This is a genomic window from Erwinia persicina (genome assembly GCF_019844095.1).
Lineage (GTDB): Bacteria > Pseudomonadota > Gammaproteobacteria > Enterobacterales > Enterobacteriaceae > Erwinia > Erwinia persicina.
Map to the genome: position 1 here is coordinate 3,154,652 of NZ_CP082141.1, position 13,742 is coordinate 3,168,393.

Here is a 13,742-nt window from a genome sequence, read left to right on the forward strand (position 1 = left end):
CCCTGCGCCCCCCTTTTCGGGAGGCGCGCCAGTCGGTTACTTCAGGTCGGCATCGTCAAAGCTGAACGAGGTATCCGGCATCACATAAAATCCGGTCAGATTTTTGGTATTGGCTGACACCAGCTTTTCCACCACCAGCGGAGCCCAGGGCTGATCTTTCCAGATACGATCCTGAGCGTCTTTGTACAACGCGGCTTTTTTCTCGCCGTCGGTAGTATTCAGCGCATCAGCCAGGTCTTTATCAACCTGCGGATTACTGTAAAAGGCCGTGTTAAAGATGGTCGGTGGCCAGGACTGCGTGGCAAACAGCGGCGTCAGCGCCCAGTTGGCTTCCCCAGTCGACGCAGACCAGCCGGTGTAAAACATTCTGACACCGCTCTCTTTCTGGCCTTTATCTTCCACCTGCGCCGCGCGCTGGCCGGCATCCATTGCCGTCAGTTCGACTTTAATACCCACCTGCGCCAGCTGTTGCTGGGTGAACTGCAACACTTTTTGTGCGGTGCTGTGGTTGTGAGAAGACCACAACGTCGTGGTAAAGCCGTTGGGATAGCCTGCTTCTTTCAGCAGCTCACGTGCTTTCGCCGGGTTGTATTCCGGGGCCGGGTAACTTTGTGAATACTGGATCGACGGCGGCACGATACCCGTTGCCGGGGTGGCATAACCGGCAAACGCCACTTTCGCCAGAGCCTGTCGGTTAATCGCGTAGTTAATCGCTTCGCGCACTTTCGGATTATCAAACGGCTTTTGCGTCACGTTAAAGCTGATGTAGCGCTGCATAATGGATGGTGAGGTGACCAGATCCAGTTTGCTGTTTTTTTCCAGCAGCCTGGCCTGCTCAAACGGGATCGGGAAAGCAAAGTTCGCCTCGCCGGTTTGCAGCATCGCGGAACGGGTATTATTATCCACCACCGGACGCCAGGTGATGCTGTCCAGTTTTGGATAACCCGTTTTCCAGTAGCCGGCGAACTTTTTCACCTTCACAAACTCGGTCTGGTTCCAGGTCACAAACTCATAGGGACCGGTGCCCACCGGGTGGAAGCCGATGTCCTTACCGTATTTTTTCAGTGCGGCCGGCGAGATCATCGCCGCTGCCGGGCTGGCCAGGGTGTTAATAAAGGCTGAGAATGGCTGCTTCAGCGTAATTTTTACCGTGCTGTCATCGACCACTTCCGTTGTCGCGATGGTTTTGAACAGGTTATAACGTTTGAGATGATTATCCGGGTTACTGGCGCGGTCGAGGTTAGCCTTGACCGCCGCGGCGTTAAATGGCGTACCGTCCTGGAACTTCACGCCGCCTTTGAGCTTGATGGTGTAAATCAATCCGTCCGGGCTGGCCTGATAGCTATCCGCCAGCACATTTTCCAGCTTCATGGCTTTATCAAAGCCAAACAGCCCCTGATAGAAGGACTTTGCCACCGCCTGCGACAGCGTATCGTTAGCGTCGTACGGATCGAGCGTGGTGAAATTTGAGGCAACGGCGATGGTTACGTCTTTCGCCGCCCAGACGGGCAGTGCAACGGCGCTACCGAGCAGGCCAGCGGTTAACAGCAGCTTACGTGTGTAGTGATTCATCATCTTACGTCATCCCTTGTTGTCGTTATGCAAAATTCAGGTGCGGTGAATGGTATGGCGCGCCACGTAGTGCCCGGCGCTCACCTCCACCAGAGGGGCCACGTCCGGCTCGTCACCAACAGCACGTATCGGACTGGGTATTTCATCAACTAACAGTGCCCGTTCACGTCGGCGGTGTGCCGGGTTGGCCACGGGCACAGCGGCCATCAGCTTACGGGTATAAGGATGCTGGGGATGTTCGAATACCGCCTGCCGGGGTCCGATCTCCACAATCTGCCCGAGGAACATCACTGCCACGCGATGGCTGATACGCTCCACCACCGCCATATCGTGGGAAATAAACAGAAACGCAATGCCGAACTCGCGCTGCAGATCGAGCATCAGATTGATAATCTGCGCCTGAACAGACACATCCAGCGCTGAGACCGCCTCATCTGCAATCACCACTTTCGGATTGAGCGCCAGCGCCCGGGCAATGCAGATGCGCTGACGCTGACCACCGGAGAACTCATGCGGATAGCGCTGAGCATGTTCCGGCAACAGACCGACGCGCTCCAGCAGAGTGGCCACGCGCTGCGCGGCGTCCTCACCGCGGGCAATCCCATGCACCAGCAGCGGTTCCATAATGGAAAAACCCACCGTCAGGCGCGGGTCGAGCGAGGCATACGGATCCTGAAAGATAAACTGGATATCCCGCCGCAGGTGCGACAATGCGCTGCCGGCCAGCGTCTCAATGCGCTGACCGTCAAAGGTAATACTGCCTCCCTGGCTCTCGACCAGTCTCAGCAAAGAGCGGCCGGTGGTCGACTTACCGCAGCCGGATTCTCCCACCAGCGCCAGCGTTTCGCCGGGCCGGAGATCGAAGCTCACTTTCTCCACGGCATGCACCCGCCGGTGTACACGGTTCAGCAAACCGCTACGGATATCAAACCGGGTGACCAAATCGCGTACCTGCAAAATGGGTTCCGCCTGCGGGTCTACCGTATCCTGGGGCTGTTCATCCACCGGCTCGCCGTCACGCAGCAGCGGGAATTTCGCCGGCCAGTGTCGTCCGGTCATCGCGCCCAGTTTGGGCACCGCGGCCAGCAGTGCACGGGTATAGGGCTGTCCGGGGGTGGAAAAAATGGCATCAACGCTGCCCGTCTCCACCACGTCACCGCGATACATAACCTGCACACGATCGGCCATTTCGGCCACGACCCCCATATCGTGAGTGATAAAAATCACCCCCATCTGCATCTCTTTTTGCAGCACGCGGATCAGCTGCAGGATCTGCGCCTGAATAGTGACATCGAGCGCCGTCGTCGGCTCATCGGCAATCAGCAGGGCAGGACGGCAGGAGAGCGCCATGGCAATCATCACCCGCTGACGCATTCCGCCGGACAGCTGATGCGGGTAGCGTCCCAGCACATTTTTAGCCTCCGGTATCCGCACCAGATCGAGCATCCGCTGCGCTTCGGCCAGCGCCCCGGCGTGGCTTTTCCCCTGATGCAGACGAATGGATTCGGCAATCTGCTCCCCGACCGGAAACACCGGGTTAAGCGAGGTCATCGGCTCCTGAAAGATCATCGCCATATCGGCACCGCGAATGCGGCGCAGCTGTGACGGTGACAGCGTGGCGAGGTTGACCTGCTGCTGATTACGGCGACGCAGCCACATCTCACCGCTGTCAATAACCCCGCCGCCCTGCTCCACCAGTCGCATCAGCGCCAGCGAGGTAACAGACTTCCCGGAACCGGATTCTCCGACAATCGCCAGGGTTTCCCCCCGGCGGACATCCAGCGACAGCTTGTTCACCGCCTGAATGTGCTGGCCTTCATGCTGAAAACTGACGCTGAGATTGCGAACTGACAGCACCACGTCATCCTGATGGGGCAATACACTCATCAGGGCTCCTCCCGATAGATGGCAACGACCGGCAGCTCACCGGCCACCGCGTAACCGCGATACATCCCTTCGCTGTTAAAGGGCAGAGCCAGATTGCCATCGGTATCAATGGCGATCAGCCCCCCACTGCCGCCGAGTGCAGGAATTTTTTCATGGATCAGCTTATCGCTGGCCTGTTGTAACGACAGCCCACCATATTCCATCATGGCGGCGATGTCATAGGCGGCCAGCGTGCGCATAAAGACCTCTCCGGTGCCCGTGCAGGAGATCGCCACACGCTCGCTGGCATAACAGCCTGCTCCGGGCAGCGGCGAATCGCCCACGCGCCCGACCTGTTTATTGGTCATGCCACCGGTTGACGTGGCAGCGGCGAGGTTGCCTGCGCTATCTAACGCGACGGCCCCCACGGTGCCAAATTTTCGATCAGGGGGCAGGCCCCCATCGTGATCCAGCAGGGTCTGCTGTGTATTCAGCGCATGTTCGAGCTGGGTGCGGCGCTCCGGCGTGGAAAAAAAATCATTGCTGACCATTTCCAGCCCCTGTTTTTCCGCAAACGATTCCGCACCCTGGCCAATAAACAGCACATGAGGGCTATTTTCCAGGACTGAACGGGCAGCCAGCACCGGATGGCGTACACGGCGGACTCCCGCGACAGCCCCGGCTTCGCGCGTGCGGCCATCCATCACGCTGGCATCCAGTTCGTGCGTACCTTCATGGGTGAAAACCGCCCCGACGCCCGCGTTAAACAGCGGACACGCCTCCAGCTGACGCACCGCCTCGGTAACCACATCCAGCGCGCTGCTTCCCGCTGCCAGCAGTGCCTGCGCGCTGGCCACAATCTGCAGCAACGCCTGTCGGTAAAGCAGCTCTTTATCTGCATCCATGCTGGCACGCGCGATAGCTCCTGCACCACCGTGAATTGCAATCGTCGCTCTGGCCATCATTCATTTTTCCTGTGTACCAAATCAGCATGAAAAACACTGAGTTAGGGTATATTTTTCGAAAAATAGCAGTTTTTGACTATAGGCAGGCAATATAGGGATGTAAAGCAGAAAGTTCGCACCCTGATAATAACGAATGATTCTAAGATAGAGCGTTAAGTAAGGTCAGGACGCCGGTACACGGGCAAACGTGACCCTGGGAAGGATTCGCGCCATAATAGGCTCATCAGATTTTGCACGTATCGTGGAGGACATAAGAAAGATGGATGCTTTTAATTCGGGATTAATCTCGCTTGATGACGCACTGCACACCATGCTGGCGCGCATTACCCCGGTGCAGGAGCAGGAGTCTGTGGCTCTGCCTGATGCCGCCGGGCGGATCACCGCCTGCGCGGTCACCTCCCCAATCGATGTCCCCTCCTTTGATAACTCCGCGATGGATGGCTATGCCCTGCGTCTGGCCGACCTCGCGTCCGGTGAGGCGCTGTCCGTGGCGGGAAAATCCTTCGCCGGAGCCCCTTTCACCGGCAACTGGCCTGCCGGGAGCTGTATCCGGATCATGACCGGTGCCGCACTCCCTGCGGGGTGTGAAGCGGTGGTGATGCAGGAGCAGACCGAACCGGACGGCGACGCCATCCGCGTGACGGCCCGCATCAGCGCCAGGCAGAATATTCGCCGGGTCGGCGAAGATATTCGTCAGGGCAGTCAGGTGCTTGACGCCGGATGCCTGCTGGGCACGGCAGAACTGCCGCTGCTGGCATCACTGGGTATTGCAGAGGTCAGCGTGCTGCGCAGGCTGCGCGTCGCCCTGTTCTCCACCGGCGACGAATTACAGCCGGTCGGTCAGCCGCTGGCCCCGGGCCAGATTTACGACACGAACCGCTTTGCCGTCAGCCTGATGCTGAAGAAACTGGGTTGTGAGGTGATTGACCTCGGCATTATCCGTGATGATCCTGACGCCCTGCGGTCGGCCTTTATTCAGGCCGACCGCCTTGCCGATGTGGTGATCAGCAGCGGCGGGGTGTCGGTCGGTGAAGCCGACTACACACGCACCATGCTGGAAGAACTGGGCGAAGTCGGCTTCTGGAAACTGGCCATCAAGCCCGGCAAACCTTTCGCTTTCGGCCGCCTGCCGGATAGCTGGTTCTGCGGCCTGCCCGGTAACCCGGTGTCGGCGGTCGTGACCTTCTATCAGTTAGTTCAGCCGCTGCTGGCCAGACTGTCCGGAAAGCCGGGCCCCTCCCTGCCGCCCCGCCAGCGGGTGCGCTGTGTCAGCGCGCTGAAAAAATCGCCCGGTCGTCTCGACTTTCAGCGTGGGCGGGTACAACGCAGTGCGCAGGGGGAGCTGGAAGTCAGCACCACCGGCCACCAGGGATCGCACATCTTCAGTTCATTCCATCAGGCTAACTGCTTTATTGTTCTCGAACAGGATCGTGGAAACGTTGCAGCGGGTGAATGGGTAGAGATCGAACCGTTTAATGCGCTGCTGGCAGACTGATATGTTACCGGAACTGAGCGATGAAGAGATGCTGCGTTACAACCGGCAAATTGTACTGCGTGGCTTCGATTTTGAGGGTCAGGAAAGGCTGAAAGCGTCCCGCGTGCTGATCGTTGGCCTTGGTGGTCTGGGTTGTGCCGCCGGCCAGTACCTTGCCTCATCCGGGGTGGGGCATCTGACGCTGCTCGATTTTGACCACGTTTCCACGTCTAACCTCCAACGCCAGGTGCTGCACGGCGAAGCCCAGGTCGGCATGGCCAAAGTCGACTCCGCACGTGCGCGCCTCGCCGCCATCAACTCACTGATCGCCCTTGAGACGATCAACGCCCGGTTGACGGACGCGCAGCTGGATGACGTCATCGCGTCACATCATCTGGTGGTCGACTGCTGTGATAACGTGGAGACACGCGAACAGCTCAACCGCCTGTGTCACGCCCGCAAAGTGCCGCTGGTATCCGGTGCGGCCATCCGCATGGAGGGCCAGATCAGCGTCTTTACCTGGAAAGAGGATGAACCCTGTTATCGCTGCATCAGCCGCCTGTTTGGTGCCGCCACCCTGAGTTGCGTAGAGGCGGGCGTAATGGCGCCACTGGTTGGCGTTATCGGCTCGCTCCAGGCGATGGAAGCCATTCGCGTCCTGGCCCACTACGGTTGCCCGCCGGTGGGTAAGCTCCTGCTGTACGATGCCATGACCTTACAATTCCGGACGATGACATTGCCCAAAGATCCTGGCTGTGAAGTGTGCGGCATTATCAGCTAGCGCTATAGTTAAGCTAATGCGTGGATGCGTAAAGGACTGATAAGCCCATGATTGATGAGCACAATGCGATAGCCACGAGCGAAAAATCGTCTCTACGACAGCTGATGATCATCTTTCTGTTGGTGATTGTCGCGGCGGTCATTGCTATCAATGGCTGGGTCATCTGGACCTCATGGAACCGCATGATTTCCACCTCTCAGCTTGATGCGCGTAACCTTTCCCAGTCACTCTCCCGGCAGGCGGAGGACACTTTTTTACAGGTAGACCTCACCCTACAGGACCTTCGCGATCGTATCTCTCTGATCGGGCTCAGGGATGAACAGACCGACTACCTGCGCGAAATACTGACCAATCGTAAAGCCAGCCTTCCGCAGCTGCACGGGCTGTTTGTTTATGATGCCAAAGGTAACTGGCTGGTAACCTCTGACGGAAATATGCCGAAACGTGCCAATAATGGCGACCGCGAATATTTTCACTACCATCAGCAAAACAGCAGTAAAGCGATCCATATTGGAAAAGTGATCCGTAGCAGGACGACTGGCGATCTAATTATCCCGGTATCGATGCGTCTCGATAACTACGACGGTTCCTTCCGGGGCGTACTGCTGGCCTCCGTGCGGCTTGATTTTTTCAAGCAAATATACAATTACTACAATCTGAACGAACATGATGTGCTGGCACTGATGCTGAAAGATGGCACGATCCTGTACATCCGTCCTTTCAGCAATGAGGCGATCAACCGCAATATTTCCCAAAGTCCGCTATTTACCAACCTGCTGAAAACGGCCTCCAGCGGCACGGCCATCTATAAATCCGCGTTTGACGGTATCGAACGGGTGTTTGGTTACTCCAGCCTCAAACGCTACCCGCTGGTCGTGGCAGCCGGTTATGATAAAGAGTTACTCCTTGAAGCCTGGTTCTCAGACATCAGTATTTATGCCCTGCTCTGCACCATTCTGTTGCTGGTGATCTTCCTGCTGGGCTTTCTGGTCATGCGCCATATTTCGCTGAACCTCAAAAATCAGCTGGAACTGACACTCGTGCGCGATCGGCTAACGTCAATGAACCGCACCTTACAGACCCTGGCGCTGGTTGATGGCCTGACAGGGCTGGCTAACCGCAGGCAGTTTGACCTCTATCTGCAGCGCAGTGCTGCACGATCGGCAAAACTGCACTCGCCGCTGGCGCTGCTGATGATCGACGTGGATTCGTTCAAGCTGTTTAACGATACCTACGGCCATCTGGCCGGCGATGAGTGCCTTAAGCTAATCGGTGACACGCTGGCACATCTGCCCCGACGCCCGGAAGATTTGGTTGCCCGCTACGGCGGAGAAGAGTTTGCGGTCATAATGCCGGGGGCCGATCGTGAGGCCGCGCTACGTTTTTCCCGCCAGGCCTTGGCGGCAATTGCAGCACTGAGGATCCCTCACGGCCAGACAGGTACCGACAGCAAAGTGGTGACCATCAGTATCGGGATGCATGTAATGAATGCTGAACGTAATGTTGATGCGGGGCAGGCCCTGATTGCAGAGGCCGATAAAGCCCTGTATGCGGCGAAAAAAGCGGGGAAAAACCGGGTAGCGGAAAATTGGTAAGGGAAAGGGGCGACCGGCGAACCGATCACCCTGCGGGATAACGTCCCCCGTGTCGTGACGATCCACAACACGGACAGATATCCCAACCGGCAGAACGTTAAACGATACCCTGGCTGCGCAGGTAATCTTCGTAGTCACCGGTGAAGTCGTTAATTTTGCCCGGCGTCATTTCAATCACGCGGGTCGCCAGTGAGCTGACGAACTCGCGGTCGTGAGAAACGAAGATCAGCGTCCCTTCGTACATTTCCAGCGCCATGTTCAGCGCTTCGATAGATTCCATATCGAGGTGGTTAGTTGGCTCATCCATGATCAGCACGTTAGGCTTTTGCATCATCAGCTTACCGAACAGCATGCGGCCCTTCTCGCCGCCGGACAGTACCTTAGCCGGCTTCTTGATGTCGTCCTGGCTGAACAGCAGACGACCCAGAATACCGCGTACTGCCTGCTCGTCATCGCCTTCCTGCTTCCACTGGCTCATCCAGTCAAACACGGTCAGATCGTCTGCGAAGTCATGCGCGTGATCCTGCGCGTAGTAACCGACCTGCGCATTTTCAGACCATTTTACCGTACCGTTATCCGGCAGCAGTTCACCAATCAGCGTTTTCAGCAGCGTGGTTTTACCAATACCGTTAGGGCCTAAAATTGCCAGTTTCTCGCCCACTTCCAGCAGCATGTTGACGTTTTTAAACAGTGGACCGTTATCGAAACCTTTGGTGACGGCTTCCAGCGTCAGCGCATTACGGAACAGCTTCTTATCCTGCTCAAAACGGATAAACGGGTTCTGGCGGCTGGAGGCTTTCACTTCGTCGAGCTTGATTTTATCAATCTGCTTGGCGCGAGAGGTGGCCTGACGGGATTTCGAGGCGTTGGCGCTGAAGCGGCTGACGAAGGACTGTAGTTCGTTGATCTGCGCTTTTTTCTTCGCGTTATCGGACAGCAGGCGTTCGCGGGCCTGGGTGGCCGCCGTCATATATTCGTCGTAGTTACCCGGATACACGCGCAGTTCGCCGTAATCCAGATCCGCCATGTGCGTGCACACCATGTTCAGGAAGTGACGGTCATGCGAAATAATGATCATGGTGCTGTTACGTTCGTTCAGCACCTGCTCCAGCCAGCGAATCGTATCGATGTCCAGGTTGTTCGTCGGTTCGTCAAGCAGCAGAATTTCCGGGTTAGAGAACAGCGCCTGTGCCAGCAGCACACGCAGTTTCCAGCCGGGCGCGACTTCACTCATCGGGCCGTAATGCTGTTCCAGCGGGATCCCCACGCCCAGCAGCAGCTCTCCGGCACGCGCTTCTGCGGTGTAGCCGTCCATCTCACCATATTTCTCTTCGAGATCGGCCACTTTATAGCCGTCCTCTTCGCTCATTTCAGGCAGCGCATAAATGGCATCACGCTGTTCTTTCACCGCCCACAGCTCGCCGTGGCCCATGATCACCGTATCCAGTACCGAGTACTTTTCAAAGGCGAACTGATCCTGGCGCAGCTTACCGAGACGCTCGTTAGGATCGAGGGCGACGTTGCCGCCAGACGGCACCAGATCGCCACCCAGAATTTTCATAAAGGTGGATTTACCGCTGCCATTGGCACCGATCAGACCGTAGCGGTTGCCGCCGCCAAATTTGACAGAAATGTTTTCGAACAGCGGCTTACTGCCAAACTGCATGGTGACGTTGCTGGAAACTAGCACAGAGATAGCCTTTAATTTGCGATGTGAGTATGTGAGTCAGCGCGCATTATGCCAAAAAAAAGGCGCGCGGCATACAGTGGTCTGGCAGGAGGGAGAGTCAGGAAGCACATTGCGGCCGGGGTGCCCCCCGGCCAGTAGAGTAGTGATCAGATTAGTGACTTGTTGCTTTACGCTTCGATGCGTTCAGCGCTTTACTCTCTTCTTCGTTGCTCAGCCAGTCATGCAGATAATGTTCGATCTGCTCCAGGCTGCGGTTGCGGGTTTCCGGGATGCACTTAATCACGAATATCGCCCCGACAATGCCGATTAAGCCAAAGATAAAGAACGCACCTGACAGCCCCACGCTGGCCAGCAGCATCGGAAACGCCAGGGAGATGAGGAAGTTGGCAATCCACATAGCAAAGACGGCTCCGCCCATAAAGATGCCGCGCAGCCGCGTCGGGAAGATTTCCGACAGCAGCAGCCAGGTCACCGGCGACAGCGCCCCCTGCTGGAAGCTCAGGAACATCAGCATTCCCAGCAGTACCATATAGCTACGTAATACATCCACCTGTCCGTTAATGGTTTCCGGCATGAAGTAGCTGACAGCGCCGATAAAGAACAGGCAGGCAGTACAGCCAAACTGGCCGATTTTCACCATCGTTCGCCGGCCGATTTTGCCCAGTAACCAAATCCCGACAAAGGTCATGATCACGGAGATGGCACCATTGGCGATAGTGGCAAACAGCGCAGCATCGGTACTCATACCCACCGCTTTCAACATCGTCGGGGCGTAATACATGATGGTGTTAACACCGGAGGTTTGCTGGATCACCGCCACACCAATGCCGATCAGAAACAGCTTAAACAGCCAGGGCTTTCTCAGTTCGCGGAGGCTGGTCCTTGTCTGCTGCTTGTCTTCCTCTTCCAGCGTTTCGGTGATCTCTTCAAGCTCCCACTCGACATCCTCTTTGGCGCGGGTACGTTCCAGCACCTGACGCGCTTCAGCCAGACGCCCTTTCATCGCATACCAGCGCGGCGAGTCCGGCATAAACATCATGCCAAACCACAGCAGAACCGCAGGAATGGTGGCGACGGCCAGCATCCAGCGCCAGGTTTCATGCCCGCCCCACGCGGCGTTAAAGCCGGCGTTAGAAATGTAAGCCAGCATCTGCCCGGAGACAATCATCAACTCCTGGATGGTCACCAGCTGACCGCGCTTATTCGCCGGGGCAATTTCAGCAATGTAGATCGGCACGGTAGCCGAAGCGCCGCCGACGGCCACGCCTAATACCAGTCGGAAGAAGATCATCCATTCCACATTCGGTGCCAGGGCGGTACCCATAGCGCCAACAGCGAAGATAATCGCCAAAATGATAATGATCTTTTTACGGCCGGCAGACGCGGCGAAATGCCCGGAGAACAGCGCGCCAAATGCGGCACCAAACAACAGTGAACTGGTTACCAGTCCGGTGGTGAAGGGAGTAAGGTGTAATTCGTCGCCCATAAACAGCAGCGCGCCAGAAATAACGCCGGTGTCGTAACCGAAAAGTAATCCGCCGAGGGTAGCAACCAACGCAATGACCTTAACAAAGGGTTCTGTTTTGGTATCGCTGTTGGGCCCTGATGCCCGGTTCGGGGTGATATATTGTTCTTTTGCCATGGTGACTACAGTGACCTCTCATCGACCTGGTTAGTGGGGTACAGAGTGGTGAATCATTATGTGGTGGATCGTTCACCGCCTCTGCGAACCAATTTAGATCATTTTTTTCATTTTAATTAACAATGAAAATTAAATTTTGAGGCTTACATCCCACTATTTCATTATATTTGCGATACAAGTCACAGATACGCGCCATTTACGTTGTAATGGTGTGATCCAAATGCAGCAAATATAATTTGAGAACATTTCATCTCATCATAAATAATCCTCTCTCGTTTCATTTTTAAGTCTGTCAGGATAGAAACACATCAACTTCATGACAGTAAAACATCATCAATAAACAAAATAAGCTATTTATATCAATGAATTAAACCCATGATAGAGAGTTTTCATATAAACGACTTTATCTATCACCCTGCAATCTATCGCTCTCATGTCGGCTGGCAGAGCATGGGATAAGAGGTTTACGTGGACAGGCACTGATAAAAAAGCCTCAAAGGCATGAAAGCAGGGCAACTAATGTGGGTATGTTTGTCAGGAGGTGGTGGTGGAAAAAAAGCGTGGCTGTCAGGCGACAGCCACGCGGGATGAACAACAGAACCGGATTACTGCGGATTTTCTGCCGGGCCGAATACCGAATAATTCGGCAACGCCACATTTTGATACGCTTCCCAGCCACCGCCGAGCGCTTTATACAGCGCCACCAGATCGAGCGTGCTTTGCACCCGCGCCTGTTCGGCCTGCTGCTGCGCCTGTGCCAGCTGGCGCTGTGCGTCCAGCGCCTCAATAAAGGTGGAGATCCCCTGACGATAACTGTCGCTGGCGAGGTTGAAGGTACTCTGCAACGCTGCCACGGTATCGTCCAGCCCGTCCACCTGCTGCTGATCGCTGCGGTAGCTAACCAGCGCATTCTCCACATCCTGCAGTGCGGTCAGCACCGTCTGACGGTAGCCCAGCGCCGCGCTGGCCTGCTGCGCGCGGGCCAGTTTCACGCCGGAGACCAGCCTGCCGCCCTGGAAGATGGGAATGGTCACCGAGGGGCCATAACTGTAAAAATTACTGCTCCAGTTATCCAGGTAGCTGGCATCGCTGTTGCGCATGCCAAACTGCCCGGTCAGGGAGAAACTGGGAAAGAGCTGTGCGACGGAAACGCCGATATTCGCCGTGGCAGCATGAAGCCTGGCTTCAGCCTGCCGCACATCGGGGCGGCGACGCGCCAGTTCCGACGGCACGCCGACCGGGATTGCTTTGGGCAGAACGGGCAGCGGTTTCACCGTCATCAGTTCGGCATCCAGCGCCCCCGGGATTTTGCCCGTTAATACAGCCAGGCCATTCATCGCCTGATGGATCTGCGCCTGATACTGCGGCATCTGGGCCCGCAGCGAGTTAACCTGTGCGCGGGCATTTTCCACATTCGTCTGCGGAGCCAGCCCGTTACGCTGCTGGCTCTGCGTCAGCTCCAGCGTCTGCTGCGCCACATCGAGCTGAGTCTGCAGAGTTTGCGTGATGGCCTGTGCCCCGCGCAGTTGCAGATAGGCCCGGGCCACTTCCGCTTCTAATGACACCAGTGCGTCATTACGCTCTTCCACCGACTGCTGCTGCTGCGCGTCAGCCATCTCCACCTGACGGCGAACTTTACCCCACAGATCCAGCTCCCACGAGGCGTCAAAGCTCCCCTGATACAGGCCAACGGGCTTCGACAGGCTGTCGAGCGCCGGGCGAAGCTCCGTCTCACTGTTCGCCTGATCTATCTGGTCATAGACACCTTCAGACTCCAGCTCGCCTTTAATCCCTAACTGCTGACGGGTAAAGCGAGCGTTACCGTTCACCGAGGGTGCCCAGGCACCGCGCGCCTGATTAAGCTGCTGTCGCGCGCCGGCAATGCGCAATACCGCTTGCTGCAGGGATAAGTTCCCTTTCACCGCCCGTTCAATCAGACTGTCCAGCTGCGGATCGTTGAACGTTTTCCACCAGTTTGGGTTCGCCGACGCCGCCAGCGGCGCAGACCCCCCGTCAGACTGCATACTGTTAAAACGTGACGGCGTAGTGGGCTTCGGTGACTGATAGTCGGGGCCCACAGCGCAGCCACTCAGCGTCAGCGCCACGGCCACCAGTACACAACTGCGCGAACGCAAATAAGAAGAAGGAACGTTCATG

At 56.6% G+C, this 13,742-nt stretch carries 9 protein-coding genes; 3 read left to right on the forward strand and 6 right to left on the reverse strand.

Translation table 11 applies throughout. The features are described from left to right. Nucleotides 1–36: 36 nt before the first annotated feature. The 3 genes from gsiB to K6L24_RS14460 are packed head-to-tail and all read right to left on the reverse strand — an operon-like array spanning nt 37 to nt 4,400. Nucleotides 37–1,575: a glutathione ABC transporter substrate-binding protein GsiB gene (gene gsiB / locus K6L24_RS14450; RefSeq protein ID WP_222681593.1), complete on the reverse strand. Its 1,539-nt coding sequence runs from the start codon at nt 1,573–1,575 to the stop codon at nt 37–39. A 33-nt stretch (nt 1,576–1,608) separates the two neighbouring features. After that, entirely contained in the window at nt 1,609–3,459 is a 1,851-nt protein-coding gene (gsiA, locus tag K6L24_RS14455; RefSeq protein WP_137269622.1) for a glutathione ABC transporter ATP-binding protein GsiA, read from the reverse strand. Further along, a complete protein-coding gene (locus K6L24_RS14460; RefSeq protein ID WP_062746743.1) occupies nt 3,459–4,400 on the reverse strand; it encodes an isoaspartyl peptidase/L-asparaginase family protein in 942 nt (313 codons plus the stop codon). Before K6L24_RS14460 ends, gsiA begins: the two co-directional genes overlap by 1 nt. A 262-nt stretch (nt 4,401–4,662) precedes the next feature. Between K6L24_RS14460 and moeA the strand changes: the two genes are divergently transcribed. From moeA to K6L24_RS14475, 3 genes are read left to right on the forward strand one after another with little or no spacing between them, the layout of a single operon-like run. Beyond that, a complete protein-coding gene (gene moeA / locus K6L24_RS14465) occupies nt 4,663–5,898 on the forward strand; it encodes a molybdopterin molybdotransferase MoeA (protein ID WP_222681594.1) in 1,236 nt (411 codons plus the stop codon). Between the two features lies 1 nt (nt 5,899). Next, entirely contained in the window at nt 5,900–6,658 is a 759-nt protein-coding gene (gene moeB, locus K6L24_RS14470; RefSeq protein WP_222681595.1) for a molybdopterin-synthase adenylyltransferase MoeB, read from the forward strand. 47 nt (nt 6,659–6,705) lie between these two features. Then, complete coding sequence (locus K6L24_RS14475) at nt 6,706–8,253, forward strand: GGDEF domain-containing protein (protein WP_245006687.1); 1,548 nt, start codon at nt 6,706–6,708, stop codon at nt 8,251–8,253. Nucleotides 8,254–8,350: 97 nt separating this feature from the next. Here K6L24_RS14475 and K6L24_RS14480 read toward each other — a convergent pair whose 3' ends face one another. The 3 genes from K6L24_RS14480 to K6L24_RS14490 form a co-directional block, all read right to left on the reverse strand. Next, complete coding sequence (locus K6L24_RS14480) at nt 8,351–9,943, reverse strand: ABC-F family ATPase (RefSeq protein ID WP_062746635.1); 1,593 nt, start codon at nt 9,941–9,943, stop codon at nt 8,351–8,353. Between the two features lie 151 nt (nt 9,944–10,094). Next, nucleotides 10,095–11,585, reverse strand: coding sequence for a sugar porter family MFS transporter (locus K6L24_RS14485; RefSeq protein WP_062746633.1), 1,491 nt, complete (start codon nt 11,583–11,585; stop codon nt 10,095–10,097). Between the two features lie 605 nt (nt 11,586–12,190). Then, nucleotides 12,191–13,741 (reverse strand): efflux transporter outer membrane subunit, encoded by a 1,551-nt coding sequence (locus tag K6L24_RS14490; protein WP_062746631.1) that lies wholly within the window; start codon nt 13,739–13,741, stop codon nt 12,191–12,193. Between the last annotated feature and the right edge of the window lies 1 nt (nt 13,742).